Raw genomic sequence first — 25173 nt, forward strand, 5'->3', positions numbered from 1 at the left:
CACCGGCTGATTACTGGTCGGCACTCGTCGGTTGCTCGTCAGTCTGGGCGTCGGTCGCTCGTCGGTCGCTCGTGTCGGTCGCTCGTCGGTCGCTCGTGTCGGTCGCTCGTCGATTGCTCGTCGATTGCTCGTCGGTTCAGGCCTGACGCAGGTCCTCCATGGTCACGGCGGTGCCCGGCAGGACGGAGGGGCCCGGGGCCCGCAGTCCGTCCAGAAGCAGCTGGAGGTGGCGGTGGACGAAACGGTCGGCGCTCAGGCAGCCCGTGCCGGCCGGGGGCCTGCTGAGCTGGGCCACGGCGATCATCACGTCGCCGACGCCGACGTCGGGCCGTAGCTGCCCGGCGGCCTTGGCGCGGTCCATGACCTCCTCGATGATCCGCTCGACGCGCTCACGGGCGGCTTCCAGGTCGGGGTGGTGCTTGTCGAAACTGCTGGAGACCATCGGGCACAGGGCGCCGATCCGCTCGTCGGCCGAGGCGTGCACGAAGTGCTCCAGCGCCGCGAAGGCGTCCCCGGACTCGGCGAGGGCGTCCTGGCCGGCCAGGACCGCGCGGTCCAGGACGGAGCAGACGACCTCGCGGACCAGGGCGTCGCGGTCGGGAAAGTGGCGGTACAGCGTGGCATTGCCGACGCCGGCCCGGCGGGCGATGTCGTCGAGCGGTACGTCGGGACCGAGCTCGGTGAACATCTCGCGGGCGGCGGTGACGATCCGCTCCCGGTTGCGCAGCGCGTCGGCCCGGGGGCGGGGCGCCCTGCGCACGGCGGGATGCGCCGAGGTCGCGGTCTGCACGGCGTACTCCTCGAGGCTGGGGGCGGGGCGATCCGGGGAAGCTCTCCCCGTTTCACTCGGACACCTGACTAAACGGGGAAGCGATCCCCGGTTATTTCCCCCGGTCGGAACTTTCTTTTGTGACCTGGGTCACATGCACACGATCGGTCGTTCCCAGCGCGCGCCCGCCCGCCCCGCATCACAGGGTGAGCGAAAGGGTGCAGCCGGTGACCGGGTGGCTGCCCGGAGCGAAAGGCCCCGCATGCAGCCGCAGCCCGTGCGCACCGCCCCGGAACCCCTCCGTCGCCGGATACGCCCGCGCCGCGTCGCCGTTCTCGTCTCCGTGACCGCGCTGACCTTCGCGGTCAGCACCTCGGCCGGCACCGGCCGCCTCGACCCCGGCCTCGCGCTCGGGCCGACCAGGGCCGGGGCGGGCCCGATCTCACTGGGCCGTACCGCCGGCCTCGCTCCCTGCATGATCAGGGGCGGCACCTCCGTCCAGATGTCCGAGGGCCTGCCGACCCCCGGCGGCTACGCCCGCTCCACCGGCACCGTCCGCGCCCTCACCCTGATGGTCGACTTCTCCGACGCGCCGGGCCGGGGCACCGCGCTCGACCGCTACCGCGAGTTCTTCCCGCAGACCGAGCACTGGTTCCGCACCGCGTCCTACGGCCGCCTCGACTACCGCTCCGAGACCCCGATCCGGCACTGGCTGCGGATGCCGAAGACGTTCCGGGCGTACGGCATAGAGCGCGGCGCGCCCTTCGACCCCGGCTACCGCCGCCTCGTCCAGGACATCGTGGCCGCCGCCGACCCGAGCGTGGACTTCCGCTCGTACGATCTGCTGAACGTGCTGGTCACCCCGAACGCGGGCCCCTCCGCGCTGGACACGGTCCTGTCGGTGACGTTCGCCGGGAACACCGAGGCGCCGGTCGCCGACGGGGTGACCGTCGCCAACGCGTCCTTCGTCTACTCCCGCCAGGACGACGGCTCCGGCTCCTACGGCCGCACCGGCTACCGCGTCCTGCCGCACGAGAACGGGCATGTCTTCGGACTGCCCGACCTCTACACCCAGGACGGCGGGGCCGCGGTCGGCCACTGGGACATCATGAGCGAGGACTGGGGGGCCAACAACGATCTGCTCGGCTGGCACAAGTGGAAGCTGGGCTGGCTGGACGCGAGCCAGATCGCCTGCTCGGCGGTGCGCGGCTCGGCGGAGTACCGGCTGACCCCGCTGTGGCGGACCGGGGGCCCGAAGCTGGTGTTCGTGCCCGTCGACGCGCGCACCGGTTACGCCGTCGAGCTGCGCACCCGCGGCGGCAACGACGAGACGGTGTGCCGGCCGGGGGTGCTCGTCTACAAGGTGGACGCCGGGATCGACACCGGCATGGGGCCGGTGACGGTGTACGACTCCGCCGAGGACAGCGGGGGCTGCACCCGCAGCCCGAACGTCCACGCGGAACTCTCCGACGCGCCCTACGCCCCCGGCGAGTCCTTCACCGACACCAAACGGGGCATCCGGATCTCGGTGACGGGCGCGGACCTGAAGGGGGACTACCGGGTGCGGGTCACTCGGCGGTGAGGGCGGGGCGGGGGCGGGGGCGGGGGGCCGTGCGGCTGGGCGCCGTAGAGGCGGGCGCTGTGGAGCCGGGCGCCGTAGAGCAGGATGCCGTGGGGCCGGATGCCGTGGGGCCGGGTGCCGTGGGGCCGGGTGCCGTGGGGCCGGGTGCCGTGGGGCCGGGTGCCGTGGGGCCGATTACCGTAGGGCTGCCCAGATCCCCGTACGGGAGAACCGAGAACCGATGCCCGCGAAGACGACCACCACCCCCGGCCCCGAGGCGGACGCGCCCGCGGAGGCCGTGGTGCCGCTGATGCGCGGGGTGGCCGTGCTGCGGGAGCTGACCGGGGCGGGCGGGGCGATGCGGCTGAGCGAGCTGGAGCGGGCCACCGGGCTGGCCCGCTCCACGGTGGACCGGGTCGTCGCGACCCTGGTGCGCATGGGGTACGCCCGGCTGGACGGCCGGGACGCGATCCTCACCCCGCGCGTGATGGAGCTGGGCAACGCCTGTCTGGCCGCGCTCCGGCTGCCCGCGCTGCTGGGCGCGCGGGCCGACGCGCTCGCCGACGAGCTCGACGAGTCGGTGTCCCTGGCCGTCGCCGACCGGGACGGCATCCGTTTCATCCACCAGGCGACCCGCCGCCGCGCGATGTCCCTGAGCTTCCGCATCGGCGATCTGCTGCCCGCCGAACGCACCGCGCCGGGCCCGCTGTTCGCCGCCGAGTGGACGGACGCCGACTGGCAGCGGTGGCGCGAACGCCGGGCGGCGGACCCCGAGGACCGGTCCTTCACCGCCGTACCGGCCGCCCCGCACCGGGCGCCCGACGAGGACTTCGTACGACGGGCCGAGCGGGCGGCCGAGGAGGGCTGGTCCCTCGACGACCAGCTGATCGAGCCGGGCCTGGTGGCGGTGTCGGTGCCGGTACGGGCGCCGGGCACGAGGCGGGTCGTGTGCGTCGCGAACGTCGTCAGCCACACCAGCCGGCACACGGCGGCCGAACTGCGCGACACCCTGCTGCCCCGGCTGCGGACGGCGGTCGCGGCGATGGAGGGGGAGCTGCGGCGGGCGCCGGCGGCGGATCCGGGGCCGCCGCCCGCCGGTCTCGCGCTGTGGACGGGCGCGTCCAAGCAGGAACTGGGCCGGGAGTTCATCGAGTCCCTGGCGCGCGGGCTGACCGTCCTCACCGCGTTCGGGGAGGGCCGGGCCGAGCTGACGCTCACGGAGGTCGCCAAGGCGACGGGACTGGCCCGGGCCACCGCCCGCCGGGCCCTGATCACCTACGAGCACCTGGGCCTGGTGGGGCCCGGCCGCCCCCGACAGACCTTCGCGCTCACCCCGCGCGTCCTCTCCCTCGGCTTCCCGCCCCTGTCCCGTACGACGCTCCCCCGCATCGCGACCCCGCACCTCGCGGCGCTCGCGGAACGGGTCCACGATTCGACGGCGCTCGCGGTCCTCACCGACGGGGGCGACGAGATCCAGTACACGGCCGGAGTCGCCACGCACCATCTGATGAGCGTGGACATGACCGTGGGCACCCGGCGCCCGGCCCGGCTGACGGCGGCGGGGCGGGTACTGACGGGCCGGTACGAGGGCGGGTTCGCCTTCGTCGACGAGGAACTGGAGCAGGGGCTGCGGTCGGTCGCGGTACCCGTACGGGACCGGACGGGCCGCGTCGTCGCGGCACTCGGGATCGCCACCCACACGGCACGGCGGACGGCCGAGGAGTGTGTCCGCGACCTGGCACCCGAACTGACGGCGACCGCCGCACTCGTCGAGGCGGATCTGGGGGTGGCGGCACGCTTCACGCGGGTACCGCTGTCCTGACACCTGCCTGCCATCTAGGACGGAATCCGGCCTAAGAGCCCCCTACTGTCCTCACCACCAACGCACTTCTCTCAAGGAGCAGCGATGCTACGAGGCCTCACGACCGTCCGCTTCCACACCGCCGACCTGGAGGCCGCCAAGCGCTGGTACACCGAACTCCTGGGCGTCGAGCCGTACTTCGAACGCCCGGGCTACGCCGAGTTCCGCATCGGCGACTACCAGCACGAACTGGGCCTGCTGGACAGCAAGTTCACGGGAACCCTGGGCGCCCACCCGGACTCGGCGGGCGGTGCGGTGACGTACTGGCACGTGGACGACGCCGAGGCGACCCTGACCCGCCTCCGCACCCTGGGCGCCACCCTCCACGAGCCCCTCCGCGAGTTCGGCGACGGCTTCGTGGGCGGCTCGGTGATGGACCCGTTCGGCAACATCCTGGGGATCATGCAGAACAGGCATTACCTGGAGATCCTGGCGAGCCGGCCCCACTCGCCCAATCACTCGGAGTAATCATCCACTCTGCCCCACCCCCCCACCCGCCCCACCCGACCTGCCCGAACTGCCCGAAAGCAGAAATCCATCACCTCTCAGCCCACCCATGATCCAACACAAAGTAACCACTCCCCCGCCATCCCCTCAGGCTCCACCCCGGCCACCACGCCCCGAACCCCGGCTTCCCCCGAGCGCCGCCGACACCAGCCGCTACACTGTGGGCGGTGGTTCAGCCGCACACCGGCCTGCCATCACCCACCTTCGCCTTCGCGGGATGTGTGGGAAATTCCGTCGTCGCAGCTCAGGCCTGATGCCATGTGACGCCCCGAAACGCTGCAGCGCCGAATCCCAAACGCCTCTGCTGTGTTTTTGCAGCTCACGACCCGTGTCGCACTCGGCAAAACGAGGCGCGATACACCGCAATCTGTGCACGCCCGCGATAGCAGGGCGACCCCAGCTGGCCGCACACGCCTGGCGCTCCGAGGGTGAGGGGGCTCACCCATAGGAGGGCATACTGCTTGCTACTTGAATAGCTATCTGTGCAGTCTTGCAGCGTGCCCACTTCCTCCAACTCACAGCAGCTCGTCGACCGCCGCGCCTACCTGCTCCTCCTCGATGACCAGGACCGCCTACTGACCTTCAAAGCGTGGTGTCGGTAGGGCTGATGGTCCATGATCCCTGCGGTACGCCAAGTGCATGAGGTATGCGCAAGGGGGCGGGTTGACCGACGAACGGCGGGCCTTCCGCGAGAAGTTGCGGTTGGAGGCGGCCGAGCGGTTCCGGCAGGGTGACGAGAACACGGTGATCGCTCATGACCTGCGGGTCAGTGTCCGGTCGGTCCAGCGTTGGCGCAAGGCTTGGTCGCAGGACGGGCCGAGAGCCCTGGCCTCGAAGGGCCCGGCATCGCTGCCGCTGCTCAGCGACGAACTCTTCGCTGTGCTGGAGCGTGAGCTGACCAAGGGCCCGGTGGCACATGGGTGGCCGGACCAGACCTGGACACTGTCCCGGATCAAGACGCTGATCGGGCGCCGCTTCCACAAGAGCTACTCCGTGCAAGGGGTGGCCGCCCTGCTCAAGCGGCACGGCTGGAGCTGCCAGGTCCCCGCCCGGCGGGCGATCGAGCGGGACGAGAACCTGGTGGCCGGCTGGATGAAGGAGACCTGGCCCCAGGTGGAAGGACCGTGGCGGCGCTCGACGCCTGGCTCGTCTTCGAGGACGAAGCCGGCTTCTCGATGACGCCGCCGACCACCCGCACCAGGTCCCGCCGCGGCCACACCCCTGTGGTCCGCGTCCGAGGCCGCTCCCGCCGCCGCTTATCGGTGGCCGCCCTGGCCTGCTACAAGACCGGCGAGCCCTCACGGCTGATCTACCGGCCCTGCCCGGACGCCCGGCCCGACGGGCGCAAAAGCTTCTCCTGGAAGGACTACCGCGACCTCATCCAGACCGCCCACCAGCAGCTGGGTGGCCCGATGGTGCTCGTCTGGGACAACCTCAACACCCACCTCACCGCCGGCATGCGCCGTTACATCGCAGACCGCGACTGGCTCACTGTCTTTCAACTGCCGCCGTACGCACCCGATCTCAACCCGGTCGAGGGCATTTGGTCCGTCCTACGACGCACCACCGTGGCCAACCGTGCCTTCGCCGACCCCAATGACCTGACCGCTGCCGTCCGACGCGGCTTACGTCAGCTCCAGTACCGCCACGACGTCCTTGACGGCTGTCTCACCGGCACCGGTCTCCGACGCCAGCCACCATGACGACATCACGCATTCAAGGTCAGTAATGCTGTGCGGCGGTTGCTGCAGCGGCTGGACCGTCCCCCAGCTATTACTCGCTCCTGGCACCGATTTTCGAGACGGAGCCACTCACTACCTCGCCGAGCGATTTCGCATCACCAACCCCCGCTTCGGATCTGTCTATGGAGTCCTTGAAACACAGGATCTCAACTGCTGGGAGCACGACCGCCACACCATTTCACACGCATTCATCGTGAGAATCAGTTCTGACGAGTCCAATTCAATTCAGGCAACTTCTCGGACACATGCCAGGTGGGGACTCGGCGAACTCAAGTCCCGTTACCGGGAAGTCTCGCCGGAGGGAGTCGTCCCCCTCGTCTCAGGTTACGTGGAGGGGTGGCTTCCCGATGGCCCCATCTCTCTCCACTAAGGCCTACCTGGTAAATGATTCATGACGCACTTGGCGACCTGCGGGCTTCTGCAGCACCCAGCGAGGACGCGGTTGTTGCCAAGCGGGCGATGCCGAGCATGACGTGGTGAACTCCCTCTCCTTTCAGGCGGAAGTCGCGAAGAATCTTCCAGGTCTTGATCCAGGCGAAGGCGTGCTCGACGCGGGCTCGGATCTTGCGGTTGGAGGCGCTGTGTTCCTACTTCCAGACGAAAAGCGCGGCTGGCTCATCCTTCCGCGAGTTCGCGCAAGATAGCGGACGAGCCCCGAGAGTTGACGAACACAAGTGGTCGCGTTCCCCGCTTGGCAGTAATGAAGTCGGTGGCGGCGTGCTTCGCCGATGCTGTCACCACGACGAAGACGTCAGCGTTGGCTGCCTGTGCGGCAAGTTTGCTGCTGCCGTCATGCTCGGCACTCGTCTCGATGTCGATCTTGGGCACCAAGATGCGCAGTACCTGTGCAGCGCGGGTGGTGGCCGACTCGGTGAGGGAGTACAGCACCACCTTTGAGTCCTGCAGGTAGCGGTACGGCGCTCCGGGGTCGGCGTCCTGTACCTGCTCGGCGAGCAAGTCTTCCGGGACACCGACTCCCAGTTCGCTGGCTACAAGCTTGATGGCCTCAATGTCAGTTGGGTCCAGTGCCGTCTTAAACGGCCTCACCGTATTGGTGATCTTGTAGAAGAAACCAACAGTGGCGGGACTCGTTGCCGCTGCCGATGTAGCTGTCGCCGTCTGCAGTACGTCGATCGCCCATGTCGTGGTCACGGCCGAGACGTTCGCGGAGATGATGAGATCGATCCAGTCGAGTGCTGAGGCGAACACTGCGGATGCGGGGTGGGCGGACAGCAGATAGTCCAGTAGGGCTTGGGTCTGCACTCGAACGCCGGCCGAGTTCTTGCCACTGAGCGCGAGACCGGCAAGGACACGTTCGCTGAGTTCGGCCGCTCCATCTTCAGTGAAGATGTCGCGGTGCGCCGCCATGAACTGGCCTCCGCTCTCACCGAGTTTGCCGAGTACCTCGTCGGAGGCATCGTGAAGCCATGCGGTCAGCGCATCGCTGCTCAGTGGCGTCCAGGCGTCGGTGATTTCGGGACCGGCAGCCAATGCTGCGCCGCCATGGTCTCCGTCCAGGGCATCCAACCACGTACGCCAGTCCAGGCAGGGTCCGTCCTGGGTGAACTGCTCCAGCCAGGCGAGATCATCGCGCAGGCGTGCGCTCGCTCCGTCGATCAAGTTACGCAGGTGATGCGTGGAGATGTACTCAAGTGCCAACGCTGCTTGCTGTGGTGACTGCAGGTCGCGTGCACAGGTCAGGAGCAGGTATGCCGCGTGCAGGCTCGGTTCGAGCGTCAGCACGAGTTCGATGGCTGCCTGAAGTTCGCCCCGGGCCATCATCCCGGTCGCACGCTCGAGGGGCGATTCACTCGGGGCGCCCGACTGGTCCAGGGGGGCGGGCGGCTCCGACGGGGCGGTGGGCTGAGGAGTTTGTTCCCGGTGCAGGTGGAACACGTTGCGCAGGTGGGCGGGGAGGCCGGGTTCGATCGTGTCGGCTTCGTCGAGGATTCGGTTGAGTGTGTCGTCTCCCGCGTCGTCTTCGACCGCGATGAGGAACTCCACGACAGCCTGCGCCCGACTCGTTGTCGGTGCGCCCGAGAACAGCGGCCGGAACGCCGCAGGGAGCGCGGCAACGGCAGCGAGCAGGTCTTCCTCTTTGCCTGCTGCGTCGTACGGGGCGAACCATCTGGTGTAGACCGCCTGCTGGATCACTTGAGTGACGCTCAAGGGGCGGCGCATGGCAAGGACGTGGTCGAGATCCCGGTCCCCGAGAACGGCCTTCCAGTCCTCGAGCCCGGCGAAGACCCGCAGTCGCAGGAAGGCCAGGTTTGCCTGGTCGAGATCGGCGGTCGCCTCAAGTTCGCGCAGGCAGGCCAGGGCGACAGTGCGGTCGCGGGCAGCGATGGCGTGTCCGAGGTCGTCGAGTACCTCGACGGTGGTTCGGGGGGCGTCGAACTCCGAGGGCGGCCGGCCGTTGAGGAGTTTACTAAGCACCAGCAGGGCGTCGCGTACCTGGCCTCGCGCGTCTTTCCAATCCTCCGAATCCTGTGTCGCGCGGGGCAGTACCTCAAAGCGCAGTGGCTTGACCGGTGCCTTCGCCAGTGCGGCGTCGAACGGATCAGCCAGGTTGAGGGCACCACGGTGGCGGGGCAGGTCGCTGAAAGTGGGGCCGATCCAACTGTCGAGGATGGCGAGTGTCTCGCGCTGCTGGCGCGGGGTGGGCGCGAAGCCGTACCACCACAGACGGCCGTGAGAACTTCGCGGCAGGAATCCGACCTGACGCTGTTGGATGCCTGCCATGAAGTTCTCGAGGATGAGTTGCAGGTTCGGTTCTACCCGTGTTGGCCTGATGTCGTTGCCTGGACCGAAGAATTCCTCAAAGTCGACGCTCATGGCAATAGGTACCTGTTCTGGTATTCGACCCAAGCACGGGCGATCTGGTCGGGATCGGATACGACGGTGACGCCTTCCTGGTTCACTCTCTGGCCGAAGAAGGTGAAGTTCATCGAGCCGTGAACGTGGAATCTGTCGCTCACCATGCCCTTGTCGTGCAGGGTGTTCCGGATGAGCAGGATCGGCCGTGGCCCCACCGGGGCCAGGTCGGTGAGGCGTTGTCCTGTGACGGCGTTGCGCGGCTCATCGCGCATGATCACTCGGACGTCCGAGCCACGGCGGGCGAGTTCGATGAGTACTTCCGTCAGCCGGATGGGTCGGGCCGGCAAGGCAGGGAGCACGCTCTTGAACTGTCCGGATGCATTGTCGATGACGACAATGTCGGAGATCCACGGGGACAGTACCCACAGGCGACTTGACGGGGCCAGCAGCTCGGACACCAGGAGGTTCTGCAGCAGATCGGTGAGTTGTCGGGTCTCACCGGCCCCGACGGTGGTGATCCTTCTCATGCGGACACCTCGGCAAGTTCGAGGGTGGCCACGACGCTGCCCTCGGAGCGGTGGTCGATCTCGACGACTCGTGGGAACACTTGGAGGAAGTCCGTTTCGATGGCGCGGATCGACAGGTCCACCAGCATGTCTGCCAGGGCGGGTATGTCCTCGGGAGGCGCGATGAGCTGGGCGGATCCCTGTTGGGCCAGGCGCGTGCGCACCAGGTTGTCCGCGTCGGGATCTGTCACGCTGATGAGGTCGTCTGTGGACGTGAACAGCCCCCGGATGAGATCGGGTGCGGCCGGCGGATTGTCGAAGTAGGGGTTCCACGACTGCAGTGCTCCGGCGCGTAGGGCCCATCCACGTGGCCAGAGTGCGCTTTGGATGGCGTCGATGCGCTGGCGGTCCGAGGAGTTCGCGGACAGGTTCAGTCCGGCGTCCAGGTCGTGCCTCTGACGCATCAGGTAAGCCCAGGTACGCGGCGAGATTTCAAGGCCCAGGCGTTGCTCTTGGATCTCCCACTCGTCGATGAGGGTACGTAGTGCCTGATCCGTCTGTGCGGTCGATCCGGGCCGGAGCAGGCGGTTCGCCAGGCTCGAGACGACGGACTGCTCCGCGCCGTGGATGCCTGAGGCACGCAACTGCGCCCGTATGCGGTCAAGGTTTTTCACTCGGTCCGCCTGTGTCGCCGAGCCTCGGTATTCAGCAACGAGGTCGAGCCAGTCGCTGCGCTCGGTCGTGTAGCGCACGATCCGCCGCATGTGCGCGTCGACCAGTTCGCTGGTGGAAGGCTGGACGGCTCTCATGATCAGCCGCAAGAACCGCCGCGGGTCGGGGCGTACGCGTGTGGCCAGCGCTTCGATGAAGCCGCCGCCGCCGATCGAGGCTTCAGTGAGCCAGACCTGGCCATGGCGCCAAGTGCCGTCGAGGGCGTAGCCGGGTTCTATGTCGACAACGATGCCTTCGGGGTCGTGCTCGGGGCAGATCTCCCGGGCAGCCCACAGGGCCGCCTGTCCAAGGGTGGCAAGGACGCGCTTGCGCAGCCAGGCTTGGAATTGTGCGGGGTCAGGGTTCCAGACCTGGTCCGTCAGATGGTCCAGGCGGGCAATGATGTCCTTGTCGGCAAGCAGTTGGCGCAGGCGCTCACCGACCCGGCTGAGTGTGGCGCTTTCGCTCTCTTCGACGTCAGAACTGCGGAACATCGCCTTCAGGGTGTCCGTCAACCGGTCGGCGAAGGTTTCCCGCACCGCCCGGTAGGCGTGGGGAAGCGACGTGCCGTCACTCACGGCGGACATCAGCAGCATGCATTCGATCGTCTGGTGCAGCCATTCCAACTGGAACTTGTTCATCTGTTCCAGCAGTTCGGGGTCGTTCGTCAGAACGTGCTGGAACCAGGCGCTACGCAGGGCCGGGTCGAGGTCGCCGGGTGGAGCAATCACGTCCGGCACCGTGATGGTCAGGCGCAGGCCGTCGACGTCGTAGGTGGCTCCGAGACCGACCCGCTCGTCATCGAGCGAGAACTGTGTTTTGACCCGGGCTTCGCCGCCGCGGGCGAAGACCAAACTTGCCTCGCTCTGGACGGCAAGACGGCGGACCTCGATGTGGGCGTTCTGAGCGTGCAGGAAGAAGCGTGCTTCGTCGATGAGGCTGCCGATGGGGTCCGACAGGGGAAGGCGGGCGACCAGGCCGAGGCCCCTCTCCAGGAACTGGGACCGCCAGACCAGGGCCGCGTTGGAAGCATCCTTGAGTTCTGGCGGTGCGAGTTGGAGTTCCACCCTGTCGGGGCGGACGATGGGGATGGAGGTAGGGACACCACCGACTTCGACGGTGGCGGTCTCCTCCCGATGGTGCGCCTGCAAGGCAGGGGCGAGATCCATGACGGTCTCGCGCTGCCCGTAGGGAACGGGGATCCAATGCCGGTGCTCGAGGTTGCGGGTGGCAAAGCGCCGTGACACTCGTCCTGGCGCGTACTCGCGCAGCATCTGAGCCAGGCCCATCGCCTGCAGTTCAGGTTCCTTCTCCCACGACTGCTGCGGGGGTATGACCACGTACCCTTCGGGAAGTGCGAGTTCGCTGAAGAGGTTCTCGGGGAAGAAGTCGGGCAGCGGATTCTTGCCCATCAAATCCTTGCCCTTGACGTACGTGTGGTCCTCCGCAACGGCCCACTCACTGTCCAGCCGTCGTGCCAGCGTGGGCACGGCCGCCAGGATGAGCGGGCGAGGGGGGTGCCACAGAATCTCGGCGGCCAACTCCTCGGAAACCTGGAGCGCGCCTTCGATCCACAGACGGAGGCTGCGCTGGCGGCCGGGATCGCGCAGCAGGTCGCGCAGAATGGCGACGGCAGTCTTCTGGACCTTGCGGTTGTCCGGGTACTCCGGATCGGCGAGACCCTGCAAATCACGCCACAGCTTTGCGTACCGGTGATCGGGCTGCTGCAGTTGTGCTGCCAGCCAGTCAAGCATCGCCAGGGTGGCTTGGATGCGTAGGACTGCCCGGTTGCGGATGGGAAGTACCAGTTCAGGCAAGACGGGATCGAACAGCGCGTCCCAGGCTTCGTAGGTGGCACGGTCGCGTCCGTAGTCGGAGAGCACCACCACGGTGTACGGGCGCATGCGACGGCTTCGCCCGGCTCGGCCCTTGCGCTGCAGGAATGCGGCGACGCCGCGGGGCGCCTTGTGCTGCAGCACAGCGCCGACGTCCGGATCGTCGAAGCCGACCTCGAGCGAGGCAGTTGCGACGACGAGTTGGGAGGCGGTGTCGACTCCCGCGTCTTGCGAGGTGGTCCGGCTCACGTTGAGGCCTGGACGGTCGAGTTTGTGGCCCAGTTTCACCGGCAGGTCCCAGACCTGGCCGGCGCGTCGCTGGTCGGTGACGCCGTCTTGCACGGGACGTCGCATGGACGCCAGGGGGTCTTTGAACTGCTGGGTACGGGGGGCGCGGTAGCGCTGGCCTTCCGCGTCGAGAAGGTAGAAGAAGAGCCGGTTGGTGACATCGAGGTCGTCGGTGAAGACAAACGCCTTGGTGCCCAGAAGTCCCTGGGATGTGCGCTCTGCCGGGTGATCGAGGACACGCGGGAGGAGCATCGCCGTCTGGATGGTGGTGGACAGCACGGAGGCGCCGCTGGTGGGGTCGCTGCGCACGGCGACCATGTATTCGGCGCCCTCGTACTCCATCTCGTCTGCGCCCGGTTCGATGTTGGTGACGAGTCCGTCGTCAACACCCGTCAGATCGGCCATGTGGCGAACGGCGTTCGACAGCGTCGCGGACAAACCGACGAAGGTGACCGGACTGCGCAGCGAGTGGTGCCAGCGTCGCAGGACCAGGGCTGCCTGGGCGCCAGTGGTGCCGCTGTAGGTGTGGATCTCGTCGAGCAGCATCAACCGGGGTTTCTTGGCCGCGCCGACACCGAACAGTGTGCCCAGGGACAGGTCGGACAGACCGCGGTTGAGCATCTCGGTGGTGGTGAACAGCACGTCCGGAGGCCTCTGGCTCATCCGGTTCCGGGTCAGGACCAGCATGGAGTCGTCGAACACGCGCTTGCAGGTGCTGCAGGTCAGGCGTTCCGTTCTGGCCCTGGCGTCCTGCTCGGACCAGAACAGTGTGCCCCCGCACACGGTGTATCCGTCACCGGGACAGGTGAAGTGAGGGCACTGAAAGCCTTCGGCCCGTTTCGTCCATGCGGAATAGGAGGCCGTCAGGCTCTTCGTGCTGGTTGGGGTGTCCTTGTTGAGTACCCCGATGGTCATGGGCCGGCCGTTGGTCTTCGTCCACAGGTGGTCGAGCCGCCGGGCGTTCGCGAAAGCGGTGTTGAGTTGGTCCTTGAGGAGTTCGTTGCGCGGGTAGACGGCCAGCGCACGCGTCCATGCCGACTTGTCCTGGAGTCCCGTCAGGTAGGCGAAGGCCGGCAGGTAGAAGGCGAGTGTCTTGCCGCTACCGGTGCCGGCACCCACGACGGTGGCGGTGGTGATGTTGGACTGCAGGGCCGTGAAGATCTGACGGCTGGCACGGACCTGGAACCCGCTGAGGTCGGCGTGTTGAGGCCCCCGCCGCGTCATGGCATCGACGACCTGGCGGTAGAGGTCGTGGAGCGCATCGGTGCCGTCGATGACCGCGTGTCTGGACTGGTCGCGCCGGGGGTAGGCACGGGGGCGCCGCGCGTAGCGGAAGTCCGAGACAAGCGCAGCGCCTTGGCGCCAGGCCGCGGGGTCGCCGGAAGGGAAGATCTGGCGCAGCCGAGCCAGCAGACGCAGCGTCTCGCCGTTGCGGGTACGCCACCGTGACGGCGAGACCGCATCATCGCGGATGATCAGGCCCTTGTCCTCGAGGGCCTCGATTGCCTCCTGGGCGGTGTCGAGTTCGCCGCACTGCATGAGGACGTCATCGACGTGGGTGTGCAGTTCGTCTTCGGTGAATCCGCCGTCGACAACGCCCCAGGACAGCAGGGGGTCCTCATGCGCTTCGAGGACGCCGAGGATTTCGCTCTCGGTCTCAGGAGTCACCGCAGCCTCACCCAGAAGCGGTCCAGGATTCCCAGCCTCGACAGCCCGGCAAGGACCTCGGGGGTGAACGAGTTCAAGGGCGTCCCGTTCGCTTCCTGGGCGCCTGTGATCACTCGGGCGAGGACCGGGTCGACGAGTGCGGTGATCTGCTTGCCGCATGCCTGGAGGCTCTCCAGCGCCGCGGCCAGCCTCGCGATGTCGCCCGGTTCGGGGACAGCGCGGTTTTTCAGGACATTGAGCACGCCATGCGCCTTCTCGATCTTGATGCGGACCTCTTCCACGTCGATCCCGCTCTTGCTCAGCGTAGCGACGAGATCCTCATTGATCACCGGTACTTCACGGTTGCGTTCAGCAGTCCATGCCTGCTCGACGGACTTGCGAAGGCCCTTCACGAAACCGTCGGCCGCCTTGAGATGTGCCTTCAGTGCTTGCGGTGGCGTATCGGCGTCCTGGCTGGGGAGCGTTTCGGCGAGTACGCGCAGGTCTGCGGCCAGTTGGGCGGCCTGCGGACCGAGGTCGGCGTCGAAAGCGGCATGGGCTGCGCGCAGTTCGGCCACGCCCCGGCTGAGGCGCTGGACCGTCTCGATGAGCGTCTCGACGTTCTCGGCCTGCCCGGCCAACTCGCCGGTGCGACGGTTGATCTTGTCCTGGTCATGGGCAGCGACCGCTGCCACACGCAGACGCTGAACTTGTTCGATGAGCGTCATGCGCCCCCCTCGGATCCGGCCACGTCCATGACCTCACGGCTCAAGGTCTCCAGCCCGGCCACGAGTCGCTGGAGGGTCTCGTCGTACTCGCGCTGAGCTTCCGAGGCGGGTCCGGCCTGGAGTTTTTGCTCCAGTGCGTTCACGGCTTCCAGCGCAGGGTCGAGCCAGGCTCGGATGCGCAGGGCCGGCCTTTCGTCCAGGGTCATCAGGCGCAGGCGCTGATCGGCGGTGAGGGTGGGCCAGGCGTCGAGGCCATCACTCAGTTCTGTCACCTTCTTCAGATCACTGGCTTTCACCGACTTCGCCGCGTCGTGGAGGGCGGACGGGTTGATCGAGTTGGCTGACTGGCCAAGCGCCGCCAGGTCGGAGAGCAGGGTGTCGAGGGCATGGGCCACCTGGGCGACGTCACCGCCGAGCTCGCTCACGTCGGGTACCAGCCGTCGGGTTTCCTCGAGCAGCGGATCCAGCGTGGTGATGCGCTTCTCAATGCCGCCCACCACGCTTCTGATGGGCTCGGGAACGTGCTCAGGCCAGGCCGCCGCAGCGGCGTCGTCGCGCATTGCTCGCAGCAGGCGGGGCAGATCAATGGCCAACGGCTTGCCGGTGCCCTGACGATAGGACGTCAAGCGGAGCAGTCGCCACTGAAGGAGGTTTCGATCCGTTCGATCCGCTTTCGGATCGGCGTCGATGAAGCGGTCCTGCAATCGTCGCGTGTGGGGCCGTTCCGCAGCATCGGCGAGTTTCGGCGGACTGGCGAAGAGCGCTTTGACCCGACTCAGTGCGTCGCTCTTGTACGAGTCGGCGATCCCCAGGGCCTTACTGACGGACAGAAGAGCGTGCGCGAGCCGACCCAGTTCGGCGTCGTCACCTTCCGAAGGAAGGAGAAAAGCGGACACGCTGTCCGCCCATTCCTGGACCCTGTTCATGCACAGGCTCTGCAGCGCGTCTCCTTGCGGCACGTCCTCCCAGGACCCTTTTGCATTCACCCAGGCGAGCGCACGAAGAACTCGGACGTCGTCTACGTTGCGGTGGTCGATCGAGATCAGCGCCGTCTGCAGGCCACTGCCGTCCAGTACAACCGAGGTGTTCGCATCAAAGCTCGGCGTGAGTTCCACCCTTCCCTTGGTCCAGTCTCCGCTGTCGCCCCCGTATCCGTCTTCGAGTCCCAGAAAGCCAATGACGGCGGTGTGCACGATTTTTCGGAGATCATTGCGGTGTCTCTGAATGAGTTCGCCGGTCTTGTGCCAGTCGTCGACCGCCCGTACCAAAGACGGCTTCGAAGCCGCCGGGGGCGTGGACGTGGGCTGGGATACAACGTCCCCCCCAGGGGATTTCTGCGCCGCGTCCGAGGGTCGGCTGGGCTCTTTGCGTACCGGCGACTGCGGGAGGGTGCGCTGATCGGTGGTGAGGTCAGGCAGGGGCGGGATGGCGAATGCTTCGTGAATCGTCGGGTGGAGGTTCTGCGGTCCGTGGCCCGGACCCCAAAAGCGGACCATCCGAACGCGGCGCTCAGAAAGTTCGGGATCACCTGGCGTGCTCAGCCGGACCTGGTCCTCGACGTTGTCGAGGACGTGCAGCGCACCGGCGTAAAAGTCGTTCTCGAATCCGGTGCTGGGAAAGCGGCCTTCGTCGAGTTCGATCTGGTCGCGGTGGAGAACGGGACGCAGGACGCGGGTCAGCACGTCGCGCGCGACGAAGGCATCGCCCTTGGACTGGCTACGGATGGCCCGGTTGAGTGCAGTCTTGCTGAATGGGAACAGGCCGACGCCTTCAACCTGCCCGAACGCTTGGTGGCACTTCTCTCGGACGGGGCATTGCAGACAGTGGTTGGGCTCCGGGCGTTCGTCCGTACGATGCTTGTCGATCTCCTTGGAGCCGACGCGTACCGCGTTGAGGTACCGGGCAGCGAACCGTGCGGGGTCGAACGGGGCTGTCTTGTCCGCGGGAAGCTCAAGATCGAAGACCTTGTAGGTCCGCGTGTACACCGTCTCCGGCATCTGGTTGACGAAGTAACCAGTTGTGACGGCCATCACGACACGCATCGGGCACAGGGCGAGCGTCTCGGTGGGCAGCAGGGTGATTGCGTCGATGAGGCCGCCCTGGATGCCTTGGAAGATCGAGAAGTCCTCGATCAGGAGGAGGAGTTCCATCCCCTGCCTGTGCAGGTCGAGGCGTAGTTCGACGAGGAGTTGCTTGAGGTCGTCTCCCCCGATCCCGAAGACCTCACTGACCGCCGGCCCGAGTTGCTCGTTGAGCATCTTCGCTGCCAGGTCCCGCAGGGGAGCATCGCTGGCGAGTGCGCTGGCGACACTGGCGGCGTCGACGCCGGCCTTGCTGACATCGTCGACCGAAAGGTCCAGGTCGGCCGCGGTGAAACCGAACGCGTCCTCCTTGTCCTCCGAACCCTTGCCGGAGAGCTTTTCCCGGACCAGACGCGCGATGGGACCGTTGTCGGCGAGCAACCGCCTGCGGAAGACGGGGTCGCCCAGGAGTGCGGGCAGGCCCTCCGCAGAGGCGAGGAAGGCGCGGAGATCGTTCTCCTCGGGTGTGCCGTCTTTGTCTGCTCCGCGGGTCTCGACCAGGACAGCCAACTCGTTGCGTAGACGGAGTTGTGCTGTGGTTTCATCCGCGGCAGCATCCGAAGCAGCGGCGACCTTGGCACGCAACTCCGCGGCACGTTCGCTGGTGGCGTGTTCCAGGATGAGTTCGAGGATCCCGCGCAGCGACATGCGGTGTTTGGGGACAAAGATCAGCCGGGTCGCGTCGTTGGGCTTCAGATTGATGCGAAGCCAGCGGATCAGGTGCGACTTGCCTGTGCCCGACTTCCCGAGGATGGGGATGATGGGCTGGTCCGCCGGCAGTTCCTCGACGGCGCGCCGCAGGTTGTGTTCGTCGACGATGGTGCCGCCGACAGCGCTGTCCACCCGGTCGCGCAGGAGGATCGGGATCGAGGTATGCGTGGCAAGGAAGACCCCGTTAGAGGTGCTCTCCGCCTCGACCGGAATGATGGCCGGGGCCTCACGGGCCTCCCAGCATGCAGCAGGAAGAGTGCCCCGCCAGGTCATCGCTTTCCTCCTTGAACCAGGGTGACGTGCGTTTGACGTTGGCTATCGAATCGTGACAGCCGGATGCCGTCGGCGTCCGGCAGGGTGTCGAAGACGAGTCGGCCGCGGTCCTGCAGGATGCGCAGCGCCTGGCCTACCGAACTGTCTGCGCAGTCTTGTGCGATGCCCGGGTCAGGGTCTCCGTCGGGAAGGGACGCCACGAGGGAGGCGCGGACGAGACCGCCGTGCAGCACAGGCAGTTTGGTCGCCAACTGGCCCAGGAAGTCGCCGATGGGCATCTGTCCGGCAGGCAGTTCGTCCAAGACGTCGTTGATCGCCACGACGGGGAGGGGCACAAGTCCCGATTTGGCCTGTACGAGCGAAGGCGCCGCGAGGCCAAGTGCCTGTCCCCATCGGGCGCTGGGACCCCAGCGTGTGTCGTTGGTGATGGCCCAGGTCTCATTGTCCGGGTCCGGGAATTGCGCGTGCTGGAGGGCCTGAACGCCGCTGGTCCACGACAGGGGACGCCCGAGCGCGTCCTGCGCGAGGAACCACGACATCGCTCTCAGCAGATCGCGTGCCCCGCCGGTGAGGCTCTCTCCCGGGCCGGTCTGCCACGGGTCTCCGTCGCGGTCCAGGTCGAGGGCATGCTTTTGGAGTGTCCGGCGGAACGCCGTCGGCGACAGGGTGCCCCCCGTGGCAGCGACGGTGTCGCTCACGGTGATCACACCGGCCGTGTCGCTGCAGAGCATCCCGATCGCCCGGAAGGTGGACAGGGTGTCCGCGACACCTTCAGCGGAGGAGACGGCCTCGTTCAGGCCTGGCGGTCTGAACGCCTCGATCAACTCTTCCTCCGTCCAGGCCCGTCGGGATCCGGTGAGGAAGTTGATGATGGAGCGGCCAAGCGCAGGAAGGCTTCGCGGTGGGTTCAGAACAGCCATCAGAGTCTCCTGAGGAAGTCGTCAATGGTCCAGTGAGGGCTGCGGATGCTCTTGATGAGTCCATCTGGATAGGCCGGGTCGGGCATGTCTTCCGGGACGACCACGACGCGCAGCGGTCCGCTGGTAGGGGCGAGCCAAGAGAGGGGCGGCGTCTGCCCGTGCTCCATCAGGATCAGACTCGGCACCGAGAGGCGCGCAGGTATCCCTCCGGTACGCAGGGGGTCCACGACGACCATGCCCTCGTCGGCGAACCGCGAGGCCGTACGGATGGCCGGAAGCCCAAGCAGCGCGGCGGGGGCGACGATGCCGCGTACGCCGTTGGTGACGCATGACTGGACGAGGTTGCTCAGGGCAGTTCTGAGGCGTCCGCTGGGGTAGGTGACCACAATGCTGCGGTGGCCGGCGGCCAGGTTCGCCAGGGCTGCGCTGGGGCTTCTGCCGAGGTCGGGCATGAGCGCTTCTGCGACGAGGGGACGCGCGGTGTGCAAGGTGGGCTGGTGCACGTGCCCCTCTGCAGGGCATCCGGAGCACGCGGGCGCCACATTCTGGCTGGCCCTCATCGCGCCTATGTCCGTGTAGGTGTACTCCTCGCTCAGTACGCGTCCCCAGCATTCTCTTCTTGCCAGCAGGCGGGTGATGCGCGCAATTGAGGCGGCTTCGGCATCCTTGATCTCCGTGCGGGTCTTCTGCAGGGCAGCCTCGAGAGTCTCCTGGTCCAGGTTGGCCACGTGCGGTCTGAGCCGTACCGGGACGTGGCTCACGAAGGCAGTCCACTCCTTGTCGAACCGTGCTTGCCACGCCTGCTCGGACTCGCCGGGTATGCGTTCGACGACCGGGGGGGCCAGCCTTGCGATGGTGATGAGGTTGGCACGTTCCATGAGGACGAGCGTGTTGCGGTTCCACAGTTGGTTGGCGTCCGAGGGCTCGTCGCCGTGCTCGGGTACCACCGTGGTGTCCAGGACCAGACCGTTGCCCGCCTCCTTCGGGGGCGGGTCCTGATCCCGCATGGCTTGCCATCGGTTCCACGCCTTGACGTCCCCGATCACGGTCGCGTTTTCGACTTGCTGGCCTTCGGCCTCGTCAGGCACGGCGGGAAGCCAGACCGACAGCGCCGCGTGGCCGTCGCGTCCCGCGCGGCCGACTTCCTGGTAGAAGCGGTCGACCGAGGCAGGCACGCACGCATGCACCACTGTACGGACGTCGCTCTGGTCCACTCCAAGGCCAAAAGCGCTGGTGCCGACCACGATGTCGGTCGTGGTCGGCCCATCGTCGCCGGACCATCCGCGCATGATGCCAAGACGCTCGGCAGAACCGAGGCCTCCGTGAAAGACGGCGGTGCGTGCAAACCCGGCAGCCCTCAGGCGCTCAGCGATGATCCTGGCGGGCTCCTTCTTGGTGGTGTAGATGATCGCCGGCCGCGGAAGGTGGTGCATCGCCTCGGTGAGACGGTCCATCCGGACGTCGGGGGAGGTGGTGGTGCCCAGGAGGTAGCGCAGTTCGGAGCGCAGGAAGGTCGATCCAACGAACAGTGACTCGGCGCTGCCAGCGAAGAGCCGGTCGTTGAGTCGGAGGCTGGGTGCCGACAGCGTTGCGGACAAGAGTGTGACGCGTGGCGGGGGGTGCCCGGCACCGGTGGCGAGTTCTCGCAGTTCGCCCACGAGTGAGGCGACGATCTGGAACTCTGGCCGAAAGCTCAGGCCCCACAGACGCACCAGGTGCGCCTCGTCGATGACCAGGCTGGTGAGTTGGCCGGTTGTCGCAAGGGTGCGCAGCATGGTGGTGAAACCTCGTACGAGGGCTTCGGGCGAGGTTAGAAGGATCCGCTGAGTTCCCTCGCGCAGGCGTTCCTTGATGGCTGCGCGTTCCTCGCTGATGCGGTCGCTGTGATAGGCCAGTTCGCGAGGGAGTACGGACGCCGGGAATCGCTTGCGCAGGTGGCGTTCCTGGTCGAGTGCCAGGGCGATGGTGGGCAGCACCACGATGGTGGTTCCGCGTGCACGAAGCAGTCCAGGGGCCAGACCGACGAGGGATTTGCCCGTGCCGGTGGGCAGGACGACGTGCAGGGTGGAGGCCGGGTCCGCCAGGGAGGCGGTGCGCACTGCGCTGGCCTGGCTGCGTGAACGGTAGTGGTTGATATCGGGAGCGATCGCGTGCAGGGCTGGATCGACGGGCACCGGGCTGTTCGGGCGGGCGCTGGTGTCCGCCGTGGTGTTGCCGGTGCCGATGAACGGACCGGGGCTTGCGCTGGCGAGATCGATCCAGCGGGGGTCGCCGTGGAGCCAGTGGGGCGTCCAGGCATCACCGAGGCGCACAGTGTGCCGTGTGGCGCCGAACCGTTCGACACGCAGGTGTGCTCGCTCGAGCGCCTGCAGGGCGATTCCGCGCTCGTGGAGGTTGATCTCCAGTTCGTGGTGGCGCTGGCCCGTCACGCCGGCTTGATGGCGGAGCATCTGAGCCAGCAGGGCGGCGATGTCGCCGCTGAAGGCAGGCCCGGCAAGGGGTGAGCGCCAGGCATCGGCGAACCGCCGGTGGGGGCCGGTGAGCTGTTCTGTCGATGCCTCCTTTCCCAGGACCATGCGCTGGATGATGTCGAGTTGAGCGGTCACGCGCACCCGTCCTGCTCCGGGCTGCGGCCCGAGACCACGACCACACCGGTGCTGTCCAGGCGGAGCGACGGTGTCTGGAGGGCTGTCATGAGCGCTTGGCCCGCCAGCGCTTCCGTATCCACTTCTTCCTCCAGTTCAGCGCGCTCGTTTCCCTCCGAACGCGCGGCACGCAGTCTCAACTGCCGCAGTCGGGTGGCGATGTCGGTCTCGGCCAGGGCCAGGGCCCGGGTGCGGGTTGCCTCTACGGCGTCGTCGCTGTGGACCAGGCGCTGGGCACTGTGTTCAGCAGCTCGCCAGCGCGGCGCCCATTGGTCGGCCGGGATGAATGCGTATGCGTGTTTGATGCGCTCTGAGTTGAGTGCGTAGTCGCCTCCGGGCTCTGCGGGCGTCGGCTTGGCATAGCGTGCCTGCAGGGCGTCGAGGTGGCGCCCGTCGGTGATGGGTGTGCCGTCTGCGTCGGTCCACACGGTCGCGATGAGCGGCGGGAAGAGCGCGTCGGCGCGGCGTCGCAGCGACGGCAAGTCCACCAGGTCGCTGGTCCAGGCTGCAGCAAGTTGGTCGAGCAGGTCGCTTTCCGGGCTGGCCTGCAGCGGCTGCGCTTCGATGGCGTAGTCGAAGCGGTAGGCAAGGCGCTCTGCGTAGGGCCAGGTGGGGATCCACCGCCACATGCCGAAGGCTCTCCCCCGGTCGTCGTTCCACAGGAAGTCGGACACGGCATCGATGAACTGATCGCCGTAGCGGTAGAGGCGGACGTCTTCGTGCTCGACGGCCACTTTGCGCACGAAGGTGCCGCGGTGTCCTGCGAGCGGCACGAAGTCGCGCTGCAGTCGCGCTGCGGATACCAGCGGCATCTGAACGTGCCCGGCTGCCAGCCGGCTGACGGGTTCGTAGCTGCCGATCGCATGGGCGGGGTCGCCTGCGGGGGCGAACCGCAGGTTCCCGGCCGCCCGCCGCGAGGACAGCAGTGCATCGGTGACGTCGGCGAACGAGGCTGCCTGGCTCTCCGATGCCATCATCCGTCCGTACACCGAGCGCTCGTCAGCGGGTGCTTCGATGCTGTCCAGGGCGTCCTGTTCCTGTACGCGCTTGACCTCGTCCTCGAGCATGGTGCGGACCATGCGGATGGCGTCGGGTGCGGCATCGGCACCGTGCTCGAACAGCAGGTCCCAGGCGGCGTCTGTGGCGGCGTCCACCGCATGCTGCAGGCTGGCTATCGACGTGTCGAAGACGGCGAACCCTTCGCTGAGGATCTGCATCCACGCTGCGGCAAGCGACTGCGGGTCGGTCGTCTCGGCTACCCAGTAGGAGCGCCAGGCCCCGCCTTCGCGACGGGCGTCCCAGCGGTCGCACCGGCCGATACGCTGCTCGAGGCGGTTTGCCCTGGGCGGAAGGCCCACGTGGATGAGGAGATCGGCGAACTGGAGGTTGCGTCCTTCTTCCGCTGAGTGGTCGGCAACGAGGACGGCTGCCGTCCGGCTCTGCTCGAAATCACGCACTGCCTGCTCGGAGGCTGCGGGCGAGTCGCTCGCCAGGTGCTGGTAGACAGCCCCGGGAAGCACTTCCTTGAACGTGCCGGCCAACTCCCCTGCCAACTGCGGGGTCGGGCAGAAGACGACCACCCGCTCACGTGCTTTGAACAGGTAGGTCAGTGCATCGGCCAGCGGGCGTGCCATGTCGCGGCGGCGGCTGACGAAGCGCAGGTCGCTCTCGATGCGGTCGAGCGCGTCCTGCTCGCCCGGCGTGGCGGCCACTCGGCACTGGGCCCACTCGCACAGGGCGTCCGGGTCCAAGGACAATGCCACGGCCGTCGCAAAGGCCGACGCTGCCTCGCGGCGGGCCTCCTGGTCGAACTCACAAGCAGCAAGAGCCTCCTGGCGCCAGTTGTCCAAAAGGGAGGCAAGGCCAGCAAAAGCGGACGAGGGAAGAACCACCTGCTGGGGGCGCAGACGCCCGGTGACCCGGTACGACTCGTGCAGCGCAGCGGTACGACGGGTGCGCAGCATCCGGCGGTGGACCCGATACACCTCGGACACATAGGTGCGCAGCGCGCCGATCGCAACGGCCAGCGCATGCCGGTCCGGTCCTGCGACTGCCTGCCTGACCTCACCGATCAAGGCGGCGACTTCAGCGTCTTCAGGGAACGCGGCGCCGATCTCCGTGAGGCGCTTGTTCAGCAGCACGCCAGGAAAGTGGGGCTGCAGTCCAAGGAACAGCCGGCCCAGCGCGGAACGCGCCTCCATGCGCTGGCGCAGGTCCTCGGCCGTCGTGTCCCGGTACACGGCCGGGTCGAGCAGTTTGAGCATGGCCAGGAAGGCGCGTTCGTTGTGCAGCGCGGGCGTCGCCGACAGCAACAGCAGGCGCGGGCTGGCTCCGGCAACCTCGGCAAGGCGCGTGTAACGACGGGACAGTTCGGGCAGCTCGCTGTGCGCCAGGCGGGCCAGATGGTGCGCCTCATCGACCACGACGAGATCAGCCGGCTCCCACGTGTCGGGGGCGTCGTCGCGGGAGTACACGATGCGGGCGCCCGGGAAGTCACCGGTCCGGAACTTGCCCGACAGTTCACGGCGCCACTGCTCCACGAGGAACGGCGGGAGAATCAGTTGCACGGTGAGGTCGGGCTGGTCCAGCAGGAGTTCCCGCACGACAAGGCCGGCCTCGATCGTCTTGCCGAGACCGACCTCATCGGCCAGGAGGTAGCGCTGCACCGGGTCCTGCAGCACACGCCACACGGTCTCGACCTGGTGCTCGTACAACTCGATACCGCTCGAGAGGGCGCCGCGCATGCCGTGGGCCGCCGAACGCTGCGTCAGGATGCTCTGCAGGAAGGGACGCCGCATGTCGGCCAGCAGAGGCGATTCCAGCAGTCCGGCGCCGGCAAAGCCGACGGGGTCGGTCAGCGACTGGTCCCAGCGGACATACAGGTCCGCTTCGGCAAGGTATCCCTCCCAGTTGCGCGCCCGCACGTGGATGTCCCGATGGGCCGTGGCGTCGATGACGCGCCCGGAGCGCCATGCGATGCCCGTGTGCCAGAACACCCGCGTCTCGGGTGCCAGCGTGAACCGCCTGAGCCCCTCCCTGGGGACGGTGTGACGACGGCGCTCGTCGGGATGCTGTCCTGGGGTGTCGAAGTACTCGAGAATCAGGCCATCGCCGTCCTTGCCCACCAACTTACCGGCCCCCAGCGTGTTGGCGCTGGATACGAGCAGGTCACCGCGGTGCAGCGCCGATTTCCGAGCGGGGCGAGAGCTGCTTGCCGAACGGCTTGCAACTGTTGTGCGGGGTCGGGCCGGGGCCGCCTTGACCGTACCGTCGGCGGAGCGCGAGCCGCGGCATTGAGGGAAGCGCGAGCAGCCCCAGAAGTAGGCGCCTGCGTTGGGCCCGCGGGAGGCGAACTGCATGATCATCCCTGCACCACACCGAGGGCACAGGACAGCATCATCCGTCATCATCGGGCAACCCCTGAAAGAACTGCGCAGGCAGGCGCCGCCGAAGGCTGGGGATGATGCACACGGCCCGGCGCCATTCTGCCGGACTGCCGGGACGACCGAGGAGTGCACACACATAGGTCCTGCGGCCGCTGGGTAGCGGCAGCGTCAGGCAGCGGCGCGTC

The 25173-nt window shown here is 67.5% G+C and carries 13 protein-coding genes and 1 pseudogene; 4 read left to right on the plus strand and 10 right to left on the minus strand.

Annotated elements, in window-relative coordinates; all coding sequences use genetic code 11:
• Positions 1–136: 136 nt before the first annotated feature.
• Positions 137–790 (minus strand): TetR/AcrR family transcriptional regulator, encoded by a 654-nt coding sequence (locus tag AQJ64_RS31495; RefSeq protein ID WP_055638620.1) that lies wholly within the window; start codon positions 788–790, stop codon positions 137–139.
• A gap of 241 nt (positions 791–1031) precedes the next feature.
• On the opposite strand from AQJ64_RS31495, the gene AQJ64_RS31500 reads away from it, so the two are divergent.
• From AQJ64_RS31500 to AQJ64_RS52485, 4 genes are all read left to right on the plus strand, one after another.
• A complete protein-coding gene (locus AQJ64_RS31500) occupies positions 1032–2351 on the plus strand; it encodes a M6 family metalloprotease domain-containing protein (RefSeq protein WP_059203208.1) in 1320 nt (439 codons plus the stop codon).
• Between the two features lie 220 nt (positions 2352–2571).
• Positions 2572–4152, plus strand: a complete 1581-nt coding sequence (locus AQJ64_RS31505; RefSeq protein ID WP_055639085.1) for an IclR family transcriptional regulator domain-containing protein — start codon at positions 2572–2574, stop codon at positions 4150–4152.
• Positions 4153–4236: 84 nt separating this feature from the next.
• Positions 4237–4659 carry a VOC family protein gene (locus tag AQJ64_RS31510; protein WP_055639084.1) on the plus strand — a complete coding sequence of 141 codons (423 nt, stop codon included), beginning with the start codon at positions 4237–4239 and terminating at the stop codon, positions 4657–4659.
• A 678-nt stretch (positions 4660–5337) separates the two neighbouring features.
• A protein-coding gene (locus AQJ64_RS52485; protein ID WP_420876521.1) for an IS630 family transposase occupies positions 5338–6401 on the plus strand; the annotation gives its coding sequence in 2 pieces (ribosomal slippage) (positions 5338–5781 and positions 5784–6401; 1062 coding nt in all).
• Positions 6402–6829: 428 nt separating this feature from the next.
• Here the strand turns inward: AQJ64_RS52485 and AQJ64_RS46695 are convergent.
• From AQJ64_RS46695 to dpdE, 9 genes and pseudogenes are all read right to left on the minus strand, one after another.
• Positions 6830–7027: pseudogene (locus tag AQJ64_RS46695) on the minus strand (hypothetical protein); the annotation flags it as partial.
• Between the two features lie 28 nt (positions 7028–7055).
• Positions 7056–9275 (minus strand): protein DpdD, encoded by a 2220-nt coding sequence (dpdD, locus tag AQJ64_RS31525; protein ID WP_055632413.1) that lies wholly within the window; start codon positions 9273–9275, stop codon positions 7056–7058.
• Positions 9272–9784, minus strand: coding sequence for a phospholipase D-like domain-containing protein DpdK (gene dpdK / locus AQJ64_RS49240; protein ID WP_055632414.1), 513 nt, complete (start codon positions 9782–9784; stop codon positions 9272–9274). The genes dpdD and dpdK overlap by 4 nt, the downstream gene beginning before the upstream one ends.
• Positions 9781–14265: a protein DpdJ gene (gene dpdJ, locus AQJ64_RS31535; protein ID WP_055632415.1), complete on the minus strand. Its 4485-nt coding sequence runs from the start codon at positions 14263–14265 to the stop codon at positions 9781–9783. Before dpdJ ends, dpdK begins: the two co-directional genes overlap by 4 nt.
• Positions 14262–14972 carry a hypothetical protein gene (locus AQJ64_RS49245; protein ID WP_055632416.1) on the minus strand — a complete coding sequence of 237 codons (711 nt, stop codon included), beginning with the start codon at positions 14970–14972 and terminating at the stop codon, positions 14262–14264. Before AQJ64_RS49245 ends, dpdJ begins: the two co-directional genes overlap by 4 nt.
• On the minus strand, positions 14969–18037 hold the full coding sequence (dpdH, locus tag AQJ64_RS31545) for a protein DpdH (RefSeq protein ID WP_055632417.1): 3069 nt from the start codon (positions 18035–18037) through the stop codon (positions 14969–14971). The genes AQJ64_RS49245 and dpdH overlap by 4 nt, the downstream gene beginning before the upstream one ends.
• Positions 18034–18957 (minus strand): protein DpdG, encoded by a 924-nt coding sequence (gene dpdG / locus AQJ64_RS31550; protein ID WP_055632418.1) that lies wholly within the window; start codon positions 18955–18957, stop codon positions 18034–18036. Before dpdG ends, dpdH begins: the two co-directional genes overlap by 4 nt.
• On the minus strand, positions 18957–21563 hold the full coding sequence (gene dpdF / locus AQJ64_RS31555) for a protein DpdF (protein WP_157880856.1): 2607 nt from the start codon (positions 21561–21563) through the stop codon (positions 18957–18959). Before dpdF ends, dpdG begins: the two co-directional genes overlap by 1 nt.
• Positions 21560–24967 (minus strand): protein DpdE, encoded by a 3408-nt coding sequence (gene dpdE, locus AQJ64_RS31560; protein WP_157880857.1) that lies wholly within the window; start codon positions 24965–24967, stop codon positions 21560–21562. The genes dpdF and dpdE overlap by 4 nt, the downstream gene beginning before the upstream one ends.
• Between the last annotated feature and the right edge of the window lie 206 nt (positions 24968–25173).

It is taken from the genome of Streptomyces griseoruber (assembly GCF_001514205.1).
GTDB lineage: Bacteria > Actinomycetota > Actinomycetes > Streptomycetales > Streptomycetaceae > Streptomyces > Streptomyces griseoruber.